At 67.7% G+C, this 16,109-nt stretch carries 12 protein-coding genes; 11 read left to right on the top strand and 1 reads right to left on the bottom strand.

Annotation, left to right across the window (positions count from 1 at the left end; all coding sequences use genetic code 11):
• The first annotated feature begins 47 nt into the window (after positions 1 to 47).
• The gene (locus ACZ4XJ_RS30190) at positions 48 to 3,962 is read left to right on the top strand and encodes a DNA-directed RNA polymerase subunit beta' (RefSeq protein ID WP_383989041.1); all 3,915 of its coding nucleotides are present in this window, start codon (positions 48 to 50) and stop codon (positions 3,960 to 3,962) included.
• A 145-nt stretch (positions 3,963 to 4,107) separates the two neighbouring features.
• Here ACZ4XJ_RS30190 and ACZ4XJ_RS30185 read toward each other — a convergent pair whose 3' ends face one another.
• Positions 4,108 to 6,642 carry a YfhO family protein gene (locus ACZ4XJ_RS30185; RefSeq protein WP_468498022.1) on the bottom strand — a complete coding sequence of 845 codons (2,535 nt, stop codon included), beginning with the start codon at positions 6,640 to 6,642 and terminating at the stop codon, positions 4,108 to 4,110.
• Between the two features lie 400 nt (positions 6,643 to 7,042).
• Here ACZ4XJ_RS30185 and rpsL point away from each other — a divergent pair, with 400 nt between their 5' ends.
• From rpsL to rplB, 10 genes are all read left to right on the top strand, one after another.
• Positions 7,043 to 7,414, top strand: coding sequence for a 30S ribosomal protein S12 (rpsL, locus tag ACZ4XJ_RS30180; protein ID WP_007265893.1), 372 nt, complete (start codon positions 7,043 to 7,045; stop codon positions 7,412 to 7,414).
• A 2-nt stretch (positions 7,415 to 7,416) separates the two neighbouring features.
• Positions 7,417 to 7,887, top strand: coding sequence for a 30S ribosomal protein S7 (gene rpsG, locus ACZ4XJ_RS30175; RefSeq protein WP_330298073.1), 471 nt, complete (start codon positions 7,417 to 7,419; stop codon positions 7,885 to 7,887).
• Positions 7,888 to 7,926: 39 nt separating this feature from the next.
• Positions 7,927 to 10,059 carry an elongation factor G gene (gene fusA, locus ACZ4XJ_RS30170; protein ID WP_362882660.1) on the top strand — a complete coding sequence of 711 codons (2,133 nt, stop codon included), beginning with the start codon at positions 7,927 to 7,929 and terminating at the stop codon, positions 10,057 to 10,059.
• A 150-nt stretch (positions 10,060 to 10,209) separates the two neighbouring features.
• On the top strand, positions 10,210 to 11,403 hold the full coding sequence (gene tuf / locus ACZ4XJ_RS30165) for an elongation factor Tu (RefSeq protein WP_281204230.1): 1,194 nt from the start codon (positions 10,210 to 10,212) through the stop codon (positions 11,401 to 11,403).
• A 222-nt stretch (positions 11,404 to 11,625) separates the two neighbouring features.
• Positions 11,626 to 12,810: a hypothetical protein gene (locus ACZ4XJ_RS30160; protein WP_468498021.1), complete on the top strand. Its 1,185-nt coding sequence runs from the start codon at positions 11,626 to 11,628 to the stop codon at positions 12,808 to 12,810.
• A 465-nt stretch (positions 12,811 to 13,275) separates the two neighbouring features.
• Positions 13,276 to 13,584, top strand: a complete 309-nt coding sequence (gene rpsJ, locus ACZ4XJ_RS30155; RefSeq protein ID WP_003948644.1) for a 30S ribosomal protein S10 — start codon at positions 13,276 to 13,278, stop codon at positions 13,582 to 13,584.
• 14 nt (positions 13,585 to 13,598) lie between these two features.
• Entirely contained in the window at positions 13,599 to 14,243 is a 645-nt protein-coding gene (gene rplC, locus ACZ4XJ_RS30150) for a 50S ribosomal protein L3 (RefSeq protein ID WP_281204232.1), read from the top strand.
• A 4-nt stretch (positions 14,244 to 14,247) separates the two neighbouring features.
• The gene (gene rplD / locus ACZ4XJ_RS30145; protein WP_362882664.1) at positions 14,248 to 14,898 is read left to right on the top strand and encodes a 50S ribosomal protein L4; all 651 of its coding nucleotides are present in this window, start codon (positions 14,248 to 14,250) and stop codon (positions 14,896 to 14,898) included.
• The gene (gene rplW / locus ACZ4XJ_RS30140; RefSeq protein WP_037792012.1) at positions 14,898 to 15,221 is read left to right on the top strand and encodes a 50S ribosomal protein L23; all 324 of its coding nucleotides are present in this window, start codon (positions 14,898 to 14,900) and stop codon (positions 15,219 to 15,221) included. The genes rplD and rplW overlap by 1 nt, the downstream gene beginning before the upstream one ends.
• 39 nt (positions 15,222 to 15,260) lie before the next feature.
• Positions 15,261 to 16,097 carry a 50S ribosomal protein L2 gene (rplB, locus tag ACZ4XJ_RS30135; RefSeq protein ID WP_031146577.1) on the top strand — a complete coding sequence of 279 codons (837 nt, stop codon included), beginning with the start codon at positions 15,261 to 15,263 and terminating at the stop codon, positions 16,095 to 16,097.
• Positions 16,098 to 16,109: the final 12 nt, after the last annotated feature.

The raw sequence follows: 16,109 nt of genomic DNA, 5'->3' as shown, positions 1-16,109 counted from the left end.
TTCAGACCATGATTGAGACTCGACCCCGAAAGAGGGATTGACGCACAGTGCTCGACGTCAACTTCTTCGACGAGCTGCGGATCGGCCTTGCCACCGCGGACGACATCCGAACCTGGTCCCACGGCGAGGTCAAGAAGCCGGAGACCATCAACTACCGCACGCTCAAGCCCGAGAAGGACGGACTCTTCTGCGAGAAGATCTTCGGTCCGACCCGGGACTGGGAGTGCTACTGCGGCAAGTACAAGCGTGTTCGCTTCAAGGGCATCATCTGCGAGCGCTGCGGCGTCGAGGTCACGCGCGCCAAGGTGCGTCGTGAGCGGATGGGCCACATCGAGCTTGCCGCTCCCGTCACCCACATCTGGTACTTCAAGGGCGTCCCGTCGCGCCTCGGATACCTGCTGGACCTCGCGCCGAAGGACCTCGAAAAGGTCATCTACTTCGCCGCGTACATGATCACGTTCGTGGACGACGAGCGCCGCACCCGCGACCTGCCGTCGCTGGAGGCCCACGTCTCCGTCGAGCGCCAGCAGATCGAGAACCGCCGCGACTCCGACCTCGAAGGCCGTGCCAAGAAGCTCGAGACCGACCTGGCCGAGCTCGAGGCCGAGGGCGCGAAGGCCGACGTACGCCGCAAGGTGCGCGAAGGTGCCGAGCGCGAGATGAAGCAGCTCCGTGACCGCGCCCAGCGCGAGATCGACCGCCTCGACGAGGTGTGGAACCGCTTCAAGAACCTCAAGGTCCAGGACCTCGAGGGCGACGAGCTGCTCTACCGCGAGCTGCGCGACCGCTTCGGTACGTACTTCGACGGTTCGATGGGTGCCGCGGCGCTGCAGAAGCGCCTGGAGTCCTTCGACCTGGAGGAGGAGGCCGAGCGCCTCCGCGAGATCATCCGTACCGGCAAGGGCCAGAAGAAGACCCGTGCGCTCAAGCGCCTCAAGGTCGTCTCCGCGTTCCTGCAGACCAGCAACAGCCCCAAGGGCATGGTGCTGGACTGCGTGCCGGTGATCCCGCCGGACCTGCGTCCGATGGTGCAGCTGGACGGTGGCCGCTTCGCGACCTCCGACCTGAACGACCTGTACCGCCGCGTGATCAACCGCAACAACCGCCTGAAGCGCCTTCTCGACCTCGGTGCCCCCGAGATCATCGTGAACAACGAGAAGCGCATGCTCCAGGAGGCCGTCGACGCCCTCTTCGACAACGGTCGTCGTGGTCGTCCGGTGACCGGTCCCGGTAACCGTCCCCTGAAGTCCCTCAGCGACATGCTGAAGGGCAAGCAGGGTCGATTCCGTCAGAACCTCCTCGGCAAGCGCGTGGACTACTCCGCGCGTTCCGTGATCGTCGTCGGTCCGCAGCTGAAGCTGCACCAGTGTGGTCTGCCCAAGGCCATGGCGCTGGAGCTCTTCAAGCCGTTCGTGATGAAGCGCCTGGTCGACCTGAACCACGCGCAGAACATCAAGTCGGCGAAGCGGATGGTCGAGCGCGGTCGCACGGTCGTCTACGACGTCCTCGAAGAGGTCATCGCCGAGCACCCGGTCCTGCTGAACCGTGCGCCCACGCTGCACCGCCTCGGCATCCAGGCCTTCGAGCCCCAGCTGGTCGAAGGCAAGGCCATCCAGATCCACCCGCTCGTCTGCACCGCGTTCAACGCGGACTTCGACGGTGACCAGATGGCCGTGCACCTCCCGCTCTCCGCGGAGGCGCAGGCCGAGGCCCGCATCCTGATGCTGTCCTCGAACAACATCCTGAAGCCCGCCGACGGCCGTCCGGTCACGATGCCGACCCAGGACATGGTCCTCGGTCTGTTCTTCCTGACCACCGACGGTGAGCTCCGTGACGTCAAGGGTGAGGGCCGCGCGTTCGGCTCCTCCGCCGAGGCGACCATGGCGTTCGACAACGGCGAGCTCGCTCTCCAGTCGTCCGTCGACATCCGCTTCCCGGTGGGCACCATCCCGCCGCGCGGTTGGGTGCCGCCGGTCGCCGAAGCCGGCGACGACGTCGTCGGGGAACGCGAGTTCCAGCCGGGCGACAGCTTCCGTCTGAAGACGACCCTGGGTCGCGCGCTCTTCAACGAGCTGCTGCCCGAGGACTACCCGTTCGTCGACTACTCGGTGGGCAAGAAGCAGCTCTCCGAGATCGTCAACGACCTGGCGGAGCGCTACCCCAAGGTCATCGTGGCGGCGACGCTCGACAACCTGAAGGCGGCCGGCTTCCACTGGGCGACCCGTTCGGGCGTCACCGTGGCCATCTCCGACGTCGTCGTTCCCGAGGCGAAGAAGGCGATCGTCGCGGGCTACGAGGCCAAGGACGAGAAGGTCCAGAAGCAGTACGAGCGCGGTCTGATCACCAAGGAGGAGCGCACTCAGGAGCTCATCCAGATCTGGACGCAGGCGACCAACGAGGTCGCCGAGGCGATGAACGCGAACTTCCCCAAGACGAACCCCATCTTCATGATGGTTGACTCGGGTGCCCGAGGAAACATGATGCAGATGCGACAGATCGCCGGTATGCGTGGTCTGGTGTCGAACGCGAAGAACGAGACCATCCCGCGTCCGATCAAGGCGTCCTTCCGTGAGGGCCTCACCGTTCTGGAGTACTTCATCTCCACGCACGGTGCCCGTAAGGGTCTGGCGGACACCGCCCTGCGTACCGCCGACTCGGGTTACCTCACCCGTCGTCTGGTGGACGTCTCGCAGGACGTCATCATCCGCGAGGAGGACTGCGGCACCGAGCGCGGCCTCAAGCTCAAGATCGGTGTCAAGAACGAGGCGGGTGTCCTCCAGAAGGCGGACGACGTCGAGACCTCCGTGTACGCCCGCATGCTGGCCGAGGACGTCGTCATCGACGGCAAGGTCATCGCGCCGGCGAACGTGGACCTCGGTGACGTCCTCATCGACGCCCTCATCGCGAACGGCGTCGAGGAGGTCAAGACCCGCTCGGTCCTGACCTGCGAGTCCGCGGTCGGCACCTGTGCCTTCTGCTACGGCCGCTCGCTGGCCACCGGCAAGCTGGTCGACATCGGTGAGGCGGTCGGCATCATCGCCGCCCAGTCCATCGGTGAGCCCGGTACCCAGCTGACGATGCGTACCTTCCACACCGGTGGTGTGGCCGGTGACGACATCACGCAGGGTCTGCCGCGTGTCGTCGAGCTCTTCGAAGCCCGTACCCCGAAGGGTGTCGCCCCGATCTCCGAGGCCGCCGGTCGCGTGCGGATCGAGGAGACCGAGAAGACGAAGAAGATCGTCATCACGCCCGACGACGGCAGCGAGGAGACGGCGTTCCCGATCTCCAAGCGCGCCAAGGTCATCGTGCACGAGGGCGACCACGTCGAGGTGGGCCAGAAGCTCACCATGGGTGCCACCAACCCGCACGACGTGCTGCGCATCCTCGGCCAGCGTGCCGTCCAGGTCCACCTGGTCGGCGAAGTCCAGAAGGTCTACAACTCGCAGGGCGTGTCGATCCACGACAAGCACATCGAGATCATCATCCGGCAGATGCTGCGCCGCGTGACGATCATCGAGTCCGGCGACGCGGAGCTCCTGCCGGGCGAGCTCGTCGAGCGCTCGAAGTTCGAGACCGAGAACCGTCGCGTGGTCACCGAGGGCGGTCACCCCGCCTCCGGTCGTCCGCAGCTGATGGGTATCACCAAGGCTTCGCTGGCGACGGAATCCTGGCTGTCGGCCGCCTCCTTCCAGGAGACGACCCGAGTCCTGACGGATGCGGCGATCAACGCCAAGTCCGACAGCCTCATCGGCCTCAAGGAGAACGTCATCATCGGTAAGCTCATCCCGGCCGGTACGGGCCTCGCCCGCTACCGCAACATCCGGGTGGAGCCGACCGAGGAAGCCAAGGCCGCGATGTACTCGGCCGTCGGTTACGACGACATCGACTACTCGCCCTTCGGCACCGGCTCCGGCCAGGCTGTCCCGCTGGAGGACTACGACTACGGCCCGTACAACGGCTGAGTCGCAGCAGAGCACCCACCGCAGGGCGGTCACCCGAGAGGGTGGCCGCCCTGCGGCGTTCCCCCGGGGGCCGGCCCGTCCCGTGCCCGGGTACGCGTGAGCCCCCCGGCCGTCCGGCCGGGGGGCTCACGCGTGGGTCGGGGCGCTACGCGTTCTTCTCGCGCCGGCGGCGGACGTACGTGGTGGTGGTGACCGAGACGAGGGTGAGGAGGGCCAGGGCGGCGGCTGCCAGGCCCGGGGTGAGGCCCTTCGGGGTGAAGGCGCAGGAGACCTTCGAGGTGCCGGGGGCGATGTCCAGGGCGACCAGGCCGTGGAAGGGGCGGATCGGTGCCGAGCACTGCCAGCCCGGGACGTTCGTCATGGCCAGGACGGCGGTGCCCGAGGCGCCGCGGGGGAGGGTCGCCTCGATGGTGTGGCCGCCCGTGTCGACGGAGGTGGCGCCGGTGGCCGTCAGGTCGCGGATCCGGGCGTCCAGGGCGGTCCGGTCGAGGCAGCCGATGGGGTGCGCGCCGGCCGTGGCGTCGGCGGTCCGGGTGTCGACGGTGACCTCGACGGCGCCCGAGGCGGGGACGGGGCCCAGCGGGAGGACCCCGCTCATGCGGTCCTCCAGGGGGCGGCGGGCGGAACCGTGCGCCAGGCTGCCGTAGAGCTCGGGGGAGTACCAGAAGGCCGCGGAGCCGGGAGCGCACTGCGCGGTGTACGCCTGCGCGGTGGGGGTGCCGCCGCGGCGGACCTCGGGGACGCGGTACACCGTGGCGCCCAGGACGTTCTCCTGGTGGGCCCAGACGCTGTCCGCGGGGTTCGGGGAGGCGTACGGGGTCGAGCGGAGGGTGACCAGGGGCGGCGCCGCGAAGGTGGTGGCCGTCCAGGAGTCGGGGGCGGTGCCCGGGCGGACCCGGGCGCCGATCGAGAAGATCGCGTCGAGCACCGGGTTGTCGGCGCCGAAGAAGGTCCGGCCGTCGTTCTTCCAGCCGTAGCCCAGCGGTTCCAGGGCCTGGTACGTGGCCGCCGGGAGGTAGCTGCTGTAGTACTGCGGCCCCTCCGCCCGAAGGGCGAGCGCGTCGTTGTACGAGGTCTGCGGCGCGCCCGAATCCGTCCGGTGGGCGGGCCATCCGTCCACGCCTCGGACGGCCTCGAAGTGGTTCGCGATGGACTGGCTGGAGGTCGCGGCCGGTTTCGCCCAGCGTTCGCGGGCGCGCCGGGCGTCCGCGTTGGCCGCGGCGGCCGTGGACTCGGCGAAGACGACGGCGACCATCAGGGCGGCGGCCACCGGGACCAGGAACCGGCGCTTGTCGCCGAGCCTGGACCCGTGCCCGTGCCCGTGCCCGAGCCCGTGTCCCTGCCCGAGCCCCAGCAGGACCAGGGCCAGCAGCGAGAGAGAGCCGCCGCCGAGGACCGCGGGCCACGTCCAGCCGCCGAAGTCGTCGGTGCGCCGCAGCACGAAGGCGGCCACGACCAGCAGCGCGGCGGCGAGCGCCAGGTGCAGCGGGCGGGGCCGGTTGGCCAACGACAGCCAGGCCAGCACCACGACCATGCCGCTGAAGACGAACGCCTCGCGGTACGGGTTGCCGTTGGGCACGGCCAGCCCGTGCCAGACGTACTGCGTCGGCGGGAACTGGAAGGAGACGACGACGAGCAGGGTCGCGGCCGCCCACACCAGCCGGGTCCGCTTCGCGATGGCGGTGTTGAAGAGGAAGGCGCCGGCCAGGATCAGGCCGAGCGAGGCGACGTAGAGCCGGGGCCGGCCGCCCCACAGGTGCGTCGCCGGCAACATCCCCGCCAGGAAGATCTCGATCCGCACCGGGTCGAAGGCGGCCGCCTTCGTGGGCTGCGCCGCCCCGCTGGACAGGAACGACGGCAGCAGCAGGGGCAGCGTCAGCAGGATGCCCGTCACCGTCGCCGTGGCGGCCCGGGCCAGGGCCCGCAACCGCTGGGCGCCCGTCAGGTCGAGGGTGATCAGGCGGACGGCGAGCAGCACGCAGGCGGCCATCGTCGCCATCATCGCGGTGTAGAAGTTGCCGAACCAGGCGAGCGAGACCAGCAGCGCCACCCCCGGCCACCGGCGCCCCTCCAGGCACCACTCGACGGCGATCCCGAGCAGCGGCAGGGCCACCAGGCCCCACAGCCACATCGGGATGTACGAGGCGTCGCTCAGCGCCCAGCCGCACAGCCCGTACGTCGCCCCGAGCACGCCCCGCTGCCACCACGGGCCGCTCCGGAGCTTGCCGAGGTACACCGTCATCAGGGCGGCGGCGGTGCCCATGGTGATCGGGGTGATCGCGAAGACGGCCAGGTCCACGTGCTCGCGCGGGACGAGCACGGCCGGCCAGGAGAACGGGTTGCCGAGGTAGGTGTAGTAGTCGGACAGGAACTGTTGACCGAAGCCCCCGCGCCAGGTGAACAGCACGTCCCCGGCGGCCTGGCCGTGGACCAGGTCCCATAGCGCGCGGTGGAACGGGACGTACTGGTTGGCCTGGTCGTTGAGGGCCCGGCCGGTGTTGCCGAAGGGGAAGGTGCCGCGGGCCACCCAGGCCGCGCAGAAGGCGCCCGCGGTGACCAGGAACGCGAGGAGCGGACCGTACAGGCCGGTCGGGCGGGTGCGTCGGCGCGTGGCGGGGCCCCGGCCGTCGCCGGGGGGCGGGCTGCCGGCCGTCTTCGGCTCCGAGGTGACCGTCCCCAATGTCCTGCTCCTGGCGCTCGTACGTTTTGGACTGACCTGCTGGGATTCGCTGGAAGTGTAGTTGGCCCGCTCTACCACGTCGGCTCGAACTCCGCGCGGCCGGGCCGCCTCAGAGGGCGTACGCCCGTGCGGCACCTGACCTGTGGAGGTGCGGAGGTCGGGGCGGCTGGGCTCATGTTTTGACCGGAGTGGATGCGGTGGGTACGCTCAGACCTTGTGCCTGGGGTGTGCCTGGGCTCCTGTGCGTGTCCACCAACCGCACGTGAGCCCGCATCGGCCACCGCGATCCATGCGTTTCCGTGCTTGCGCGGAGGTCCGCCGGATCCGACACACCCGACCGCGTGGGTCGGAGATGTTCCAGGTTAGTTTCACTACACGGCACACAGAAACCGGAGAAGTAGTGCCTACGATCCAGCAGCTGGTCCGTAAGGGCCGGCAGGACAAGGTCGAGAAGACAAAGACCCCCGCGCTTGAGGCTTCGCCCCAGCGTCGCGGCGTCTGCACGCGTGTGTTCACGACCACCCCGAAGAAGCCGAACTCGGCGCTCCGTAAGGTCGCGCGCGTGCGTCTGACCTCCGGCATCGAGGTCACCGCTTACATTCCGGGTGAGGGACACAACCTGCAGGAGCACTCGATCGTGCTCGTGCGTGGTGGCCGTGTGAAGGACCTGCCGGGTGTTCGTTACAAGATCATCCGCGGTGCGCTTGACACCCAGGCTGTCAAGAACCGCAAGCAGGCCCGCAGCCGCTACGGCGCCAAGAAGGAGAAGTAAGAATGCCTCGTAAGGGCCCCGCCCCGAAGCGCCCGGTCATCATCGACCCGGTCTACGCATCTCCTCTGGTGACGTCGCTCATCAACAAGATCCTCCTGAACGGCAAGCGCTCCACCGCCGAGCGCATCGTTTACGGCGCCATGGAAGGCCTCCGCGAGAAGACCGGCGCTGACCCGGTCATCACGCTGAAGCGCGCGCTGGAGAACGTCAAGCCGTCGCTCGAGGTCAAGTCCCGCCGTGTCGGTGGCGCGACCTACCAGGTTCCGATCGAGGTCAAGCCCGGTCGCGCGGCCACCCTCTCGCTGCGCTGGATCGTGGGTTACTCCCGCGCCCGTCGTGAGAAGACCATGACCGAGCGCCTCATGAACGAGCTCCTCGACGCCTCGAACGGCCTCGGTGCGGCCGTCAAGAAGCGTGAGGACACGCACAAGATGGCCGAGTCCAACAAGGCCTTCGCGCACTACCGCTGGTAGTCCCACCCCACATCGAGACCGAGAGAAGACCGAAGCCTTATGGCTACCACTTCGCTTGACCTGGCCAAGGTCCGCAACATCGGGATCATGGCCCACATCGACGCGGGCAAGACGACCACCACCGAGCGCATCCTGTTCTACACCGGTGTGTCTTACAAGATCGGTGAGGTCCACGACGGCGCCGCCACGATGGACTGGATGGAGCAGGAGCAGGAGCGTGGTATCACCATCACGTCTGCCGCCACCACCTGTCACTGGCCGCTCGAAGACGTCGACCACACCATCAACATCATCGACACCCCGGGTCACGTGGACTTCACCGTCGAGGTGGAGCGTTCGCTCCGCGTCCTCGACGGCGCCGTCACCGTGTTCGACGGTGTCGCCGGTGTTGAGCCGCAGTCCGAGACCGTTTGGCGTCAGGCGGACCGCTACGGCGTCCCGCGCATCTGCTTCGTCAACAAGCTGGACCGCACCGGCGCCGAGTTCCACCGCTGCGTCGACATGATCAAGGACCGCCTCGGTGCGGTTCCGATCGTCATGCAGCTCCCCATCGGTGCCGAGGCCGACTTCCAGGGTGTCGTCGACCTCGTCACGATGAAGGCGTTCGTCTGGTCCGCCGAGGCGACCAAGGGCGAGATGTACGACATCGTCGACATCCCGGCCACGCACACCGAGGCTGCTGAAGAGTGGCGCGGCAAGCTGGTCGAGACCGTCGCCGAGAACGACGACGAGATCATGGAGCTGTTCCTGGAGGGCAACGAGCCCTCCGTCGAGCAGCTGCACGCCGCCGTGCGTCGCATCATCCTCGGCTCCGGCAAGGGCAAGGGCGAGCCCACGATCACCGCGGTGTTCTGTGGTACGGCGTTCAAGAACAAGGGTGTTCAGCCCCTGCTCGACGCCGTCGTCCGCTACCTCCCGTCGCCGCTGGACATCGAGGCCATCGAAGGCCACGACGTCCGTGACGCCGAGGTCGTCGTGAAGCGCAAGCCCTCGGACGAGGAGCCCCTCGCGGCGCTCGCGTTCAAGATCATGCGTGACCCGCACCTCGGCAAGCTCACCTTCGTCCGGGTTTACTCGGGCCGCCTGGAGGCCGGCACCGCGGTGCTGAACTCCGTCAAGGGCAAGAAGGAGCGCATCGGCAAGATCTACCGCATGCACGCGAACAAGCGTGAGGAGATCGCGTCGGTGGGCGCCGGTGACATCGTCGCCGTCATGGGCCTGAAGCAGACCACCACCGGTGAGACGCTGTGTGACGACAAGGCGCCCGTGATCCTGGAGTCCATGGACTTCCCGGCTCCGGTCATCCAGGTCGCCATCGAGCCCAAGTCCAAGGGCGACCAGGAGAAGCTGGGTGTCGCCATCCAGTCCCTGGCGGAGGAGGACCCCTCCTTCCACGTCCACTCGGACGAGGAGACCGGCCAGACCATCCTCGGCGGTATGGGCGAGCTGCACCTCGAGGTGCTGGTCGACCGCATGAAGCGCGAGTTCAAGGTCGAGGCCAACGTCGGCAAGCCGCAGGTGGCCTACCGCGAGACGATCCGCAAGACCGTCGAGCGTCACGACTACACCCACAAGAAGCAGACCGGTGGTACCGGTCAGTTCGCCAAGGTGCAGATCGCGATCGAGCCCATCCTCGAGGCCGACGGTCCGGCGTACGAGTTCGTCAACAAGGTCACCGGTGGCCGCATCCCGAGGGAGTACATTCCCTCGGTCGACGCCGGTGCGCAGGAAGCCATGCAGTTCGGCATCCTGGCCGGCTACGAGATGACCGGCGTTCGCGTCATTCTTCTCGACGGTGGCTACCACGAGGTGGACTCCTCGGAGCTCGCCTTCAAGATCGCCGGTTCGCAGGCCTTCAAGGAAGCCGCTCGCAAGGCGTCTCCCGTCCTGCTCGAGCCGATGATGTCCGTTGAGGTCACCACGCCCGAGGAGTCCATGGGCGACGTCATCGGTGACATCAACTCCCGCCGTGGCCAGATCCAGGCCATGGAGGAGCGTCACGGCGCTCGTCTCGTGAAGGGCCTCGTGCCGCTTTCGGAGATGTTCGGCTACGTCGGAGACCTCCGCAGCAAGACCTCGGGTCGCGCCAGCTACTCGATGCAGTTCGACTCCTACGCCGAGGTTCCCCGGAACGTCGCTGAGGAGATCATCGCGAAGGCCAAGGGCGAGTAACTCTTCCGAGTACACGCTTTAGGCTTGTCACCGGAGCCTCTGGGGCAACAGGAGCAACCCTCCCGCTGCCCCGGGGGAACCGGCTATCCAGCAAAGATCACCTGGCGCCGACCATTCAAGGCGTACAGAACCACTCTCAGGAGGACCCCCGTGGCGAAGGCGAAGTTCGAGCGGACTAAGCCGCACGTCAACATCGGCACCATCGGTCACATTGACCACGGTAAGACGACCCTCACGGCCGCCATTACCAAGGTGCTGCACGACAAGTACCCGGACCTGAACGCGGCTTCGGCCTTCGATCAGATCGACAAGGCTCCTGAGGAGCGTCAGCGCGGTATCACCATCTCGATCGCGCACGTCGAGTACCAGACCGAGGCGCGTCACTACGCCCACGTCGACTGCCCGGGTCACGCGGACTACATCAAGAACATGATCACCGGTGCCGCGCAGATGGACGGTGCCATCCTCGTGGTCGCCGCCACCGACGGCCCGATGCCGCAGACCAAGGAGCACGTGCTCCTGGCCCGCCAGGTCGGCGTCCCGTACATCGTCGTCGCCCTGAACAAGGCCGACATGGTGGACGACGAGGAGATCCTGGAGCTCGTCGAGCTCGAGGTCCGTGAGCTGCTCTCCGAGTACGACTTCCCGGGCGACGACCTTCCGGTCGTCCAGGTCTCCGCGCTGAAGGCGCTCGAGGGCGACAAGGAGTGGGGCGACAAGCTCCTCGGCCTGATGGACGCCGTCGACGAGGCGATCCCGACCCCGCCGCGTGACACCGAGAAGCCCTTCCTCATGCCCGTCGAGGACGTCTTCACGATCACCGGTCGTGGCACCGTCGTCACCGGTCGTATCGAGCGTGGTGTCCTGAAGGTCAACGAGACCGTTGACATCATCGGCATCAAGCAGGAGAAGACCACCACCACGGTCACCGGCATCGAGATGTTCCGCAAGCTGCTCGACGAGGGCCAGGCGGGCGAGAACGTCGGTCTGCTCCTCCGTGGCATCAAGCGCGAGGACGTCGAGCGCGGCCAGGTCATCATCAAGCCCGGTTCGGTCACGCCGCACACCGAGTTCGAGGCCGCCGCGTACATCCTGTCGAAGGACGAGGGTGGCCGTCACACCCCGTTCTTCAACAACTACCGCCCGCAGTTCTACTTCCGTACCACGGACGTGACGGGCGTTGTGACCCTCCCCGAGGGCACCGAGATGGTCATGCCCGGTGACAACACCGACATGACGGTCAACCTCATCCAGCCCGTCGCGATGGAAGAGGGCCTGAAGTTCGCCATCCGTGAGGGTGGTCGTACCGTGGGCGCCGGCCAGGTCACCAAGATCACGAAGTAATTTCGTGCTCTGACCCGGTCGTCCGCGCGAGCGGACACCATGCATGACGGAAGGGCCCCTTCCCACCGCTCCGGCGGCGGGAAGGGGCCCTTCCGCATGCCCGGCGGCCCGGGGGGAGCGGACGGGCGCCGGAGGGGCTGTCGGTGGCGTATGAGACGCTCGCACCGCAGATGCAGGGGGCGCCTTCGGGCGCGGTGGAACGGTTCACGGGGTGGGGCAGGGATGGCACAGCAGGACGACGGACCGCGCATATCCGACGAGGAGTGGCAGCGGTTCGGCGAGCAGGCGGGGCAGCGGAGTTCGGACGTGCCGAAGGAACCGTCCGCGCGGGCGCGGATGGTGACCGAGCGGCTGCGGCGCGAGGACGAGGAACGGCGGAAGGCGGCGGGCCGCTTCGGACGCGGGCGGAACGCGACCGCGGCGGAGCCGCCGGGCTGGCGCACCGGGCCGACCTGGCAGGAGCGGGAGCGCCGGGGGAGGGGCAAGCGGCGACTGAAGGGCGCGGCGGCGATCCTGTTCGTGGCCGGCCTGGCGCTGATCGCCCTGCGGCCGGAGCTGCTGATCGACCGGGTCACGGGAAAGGCCGATGCGCGCCAAGAGGCGGAGCGCGTCGGCCCGTTGGCGGCGGAGTCCGGCCGCCCGACCGGGGCGCCGGAGGTCGAGCACCCCGACAGGCCGACCGTGAAGGATCCGTTCCGCGGCTCGCCGGCCCTCCAGTGGGCGGACGGCGCCGCCGCCATCGAGGTGCCGCCGGCCCGGGCCCTCAACGGCGTGGACCAGGACCGGATCGCGGACGGGCTCGCCAAGGCGAAGCAGTTCCTGGTGGCCGCCAACCTGGACCCGGCCGTACTGCGCGGCGAGCGCCCGGCGGCCGCGCTGGCGCTGCTCGATCCGAAGGACGGCGACACGCACCGGCGGATGCGGACGGCGTACGAGCGGCCGACCGAGGAGACGGACCCGCTGGAGCTGTTCACCCGGTACGACCCCGCGGAGCTGCGACCGGTCGGCGACGTGGTCAAGGTGCGCGGGCGGATGTGGCTGGAGGCGGGTCCCGAGCCCGGCCAGGCCGAGATCAAGGTGGACTACTCCTTCGTCCACCCCTTCGTGAAGGTCCGGGGGAACCCGGAGGACGTGGCCCGGACCATCGTGCGGCGCGAGATGACGTTCCAGGTCGTGGACCCGAAGGCGTGGGAGTCGACGCCGGGGACGTTGTGGATCCGCACGAACCTTCGGGACGTCGCCAACACGGCCTGTGACCGGTACGACGGCTATCTGCACCCGTCCTTCTTCTCGGACGGCGAGGCAAGCGGACCGGAACCCTCCGGCGCGGCGGTCGATCCGTACGACCGCAGCGGCGGCATCGACACCGGCCGCCAGGAGGAGTGCGGGACGCTTTCCCGCTCCTGACCAGGCAGGGACCCCGTCGGGCAAACGCGCGCCGTAGTTTGACGTGTCCGCGCGGCGGGGTATTCTCTTCCGCCCGATTGGCCAGGTACGTGTCCCGTATGGCAGACTACTCAAGTTGCTCGGTTGAGTGCCGATGCTGCGCGCCTCCCGCCGGGAGGACCGGAAGCGAGTCCCACAGTACTCGTCGTCCTTAATCTGCCTTTCGGGGCAGCAATGGGGACGGACGTACGGGAATCTTCTGGGAAGTGTCAGCAAGGTGCTTACCAGGCACTCGGTGGGTGTCTCTCCCCCGATGCGCGGTCAGGGACCGCATCCCCTTGGACGAGGGAATTTCCGTATGGGAATTTTCTGTAGAGGGTGTGCGACACGCCCGACCGCGTGGGTCGGAGGAAAGACTGCGGGAGTCATCCCGCGGCCAACCGGGAGCCAGAGCGTTCCACATACAGACAGGACTACGGAGTAGCCATGGCGGGACAGAAGATCCGCATCCGGCTCAAGGCCTACGACCACGAGGTCATCGACTCCTCGGCGAAGAAGATCGTCGAGACGGTGACCCGCACTGGTGCGTCGGTCGCAGGCCCGGTGCCGCTGCCCACTGAGAAGAACGTGTACTGCGTCATCAAGTCGCCGCACAAGTACAAGGACTCGCGCGAGCACTTCGAGATGCGCACGCACAAGCGCCTGATCGACATCCTCGACCCGACTCCCAAGACCGTTGACTCGCTGATGCGCCTGGACCTTCCGGCCGGCGTTGACATCGAGATCAAGCTCTGAGAGGCGTCGAGAAGATGGCAAAGCAGATCAAGGGCGTCCTGGGCGAGAAGCTCGGCATGACCCAGGTCTGGGACGAGAACAACCGTGTCGTCCCGGTCACCGTGGTCAAGGCCGGACCCTGCGTCGTTACCCAGGTCCGTACGAACGACATCGACGGCTACGAGTCGGTCCAGATCGCCTTCGGCGAGATCGACCCGCGCAAGGTGAACAAGCCCCTCAAGGGCCACTTCGCCAAGGCCGACGTCACCCCCCGCCGCCACCTGGTGGAGCTCCGCACCTCCGACGCCAGCGAGTACACGCTCGGCCAGGAGATCACTGCTGAGGTGTTCGAGTCCGGCGTCAAGGTTGACGTCACGGGCAACAGCAAGGGCAAGGGCTTCGCCGGTGTCATGAAGCGTCACAACTTCAAGGGCCTCGGTGCCGGTCACGGCGTCCAGCGCAAGCACCGCTCCCCCGGTTCGATCGGTGGCTGCGCCACCCCTGGGCGTGTCTTCAAGGGCATGCGCATGGCCGGTCGTATGGGTAACGAGCGCGTCACCACCCAGAACCTGACCATCCACGCGGTTGACGCGGAGAAGGGTCTGCTCCTCATCAAGGGTGCGGTCCCCGGTCCGAACGGCGGCCTCGTCCTGGTCCGTACCGCGGCCAAGGGGGCTTGAGGTAATGAGCACCATTGACATCCTTTCGCCGGCAGGCGACAAGGCCGGTACCGTCGAGCTCCCCGCGGAGATCTTCGACGCCAAGACCAGCGTTCCGCTGATCCACCAGGTCGTTGTCGCTCAGCTGGCTGCTGCCCGTCAGGGCACGCACAAGACCAAGCGTCGTGGCGAAGTCCGTGGTGGTGGCCGCAAGCCGTACCGCCAGAAGGGCACCGGCCGCGCTCGCCAGGGTTCCACCCGCGCTCCGCAGTTCGTCGGCGGTGGCGTCGTCCACGGCCCGCAGCCGCGTGACTACTCCCAGCGGACCCCGAAGAAGATGAAGGCCGCCGCTCTCCGCGGTGCCCTCTCGGACCGTGCGCGTCACTCCCGCATCCACGTCATCACCGGCGTGGTCGAGGGTGCCGCCTCCACGAAGGCCGCCAAGACGCTGTTCGGCAAGATCTCGGAGCGCAAGAACCTGCTCCTGGTCGTCGACCGCGCCGACGAGGCCGCGTGGCTGTCCGCCCGCAACCTGCCCCAGGTTCACATCCTGGAGCCGGGCCAGCTGAACACGTACGACGTGATCGTCTCTGACGACGTGGTCTTCACCAAGGCCGCTTTCGAGTCCTTCGTGTCTGGCCCCAAGGCCGACGAGACCGAAGGGAGCGACGCCTGATGTCTGAGGCGACCGTTACCAGCAAGACCTTCACTGACCCGCGCGACCTGCTGATCAAGCCGGTTGTCTCGGAGAAGAGCTACGCGCTGCTGGACGAGAACAAGTACACGTTCATCGTCGCGCCCGGCGCCAACAAGACCCAGATCAAGCAGGCCGTCGAGGCGGTCTTCTCGGTCAAGGTCACCGGGGTCAACACGATCAACCGTCAGGGTAAGCGCAAGCGCACCAAGACCGGTTTCGGCAAGCGCGCGAACACCAAGCGCGCCATCGTGACCCTCGCTGAGGGCGACCGAATCGACATCTTCGGCGGCCAGGCCTCCTAACGGAGGTCTAGTCGTCCGGAATCGGACGAGGACTGAGAAATGGGTATCCGCAAGTACAAGCCGACGACCCCGGGCCGTCGTGGCTCCAGCGTCGCCGACTTTGTCGAGATCACGCGGTCCACGCCGGAGAAGTCGCTGGTTCGCCCTCTGCACAGCAAGGGCGGCCGTAACAACACCGGTCGGATCACTGTTCGCCACCAGGGTGGCGGTCACAAGCGCGCCTACCGCGTGATCGACTTCCGTCGTCACGACAAGGACGGCGTGCCGGCGAAGGTCGCGCACATCGAGTACGACCCCAACCGCACGGCGCGCATCGCGCTGCTGCACTACGCCGACGGCGAGAAGCGCTACATCATCGCGCCGAAGAGCCTGAAGCAGGGCGACCGGATTGAGAACGGCCCCACGGCCGACATCAAGCCCGGCAACAACCTGGCACTCCGCAACATCCCGGTCGGTACCACGATCCACGCGATCGAGCTCCGTCCCGGTGGCGGCGCCAAGTTCGCCCGCTCCGCCGGTGCCTCGGTGCAGCTGCTGGCGAAGGAGGGCGTCATGGCCCACCTCCGCATGCCGTCCGGCGAGATCCGTCTCGTCGACGCGCGCTGCCGCGCCACGGTCGGCGAGGTCGGCAACGCCGAGCAGTCGAACATCAACTGGGGCAAGGCCGGCCGCATGCGCTGGAAGGGCGTTCGCCCCTCCGTCCGCGGTGTCGCGATGAACCCGGTCGACCACCCGCACGGTGGTGGTGAGGGTAAGACCAGCGGTGGTCGCCACCCGGTCTCCCCGTGGGGTCAGAAGGAGGGTCGTACTCGCTCGCCGAAGAAGGCTTCGAGCAAGTACATCGTCCGCCGCCGCAAGACGAACAAGAAGCGCTAGGAGCGGGTTTAG

This window comes from Streptomyces sp. NPDC029836 (genome assembly GCF_055574495.1).
This window is presented reverse-complemented; position numbering and strand designations above follow the sequence as displayed.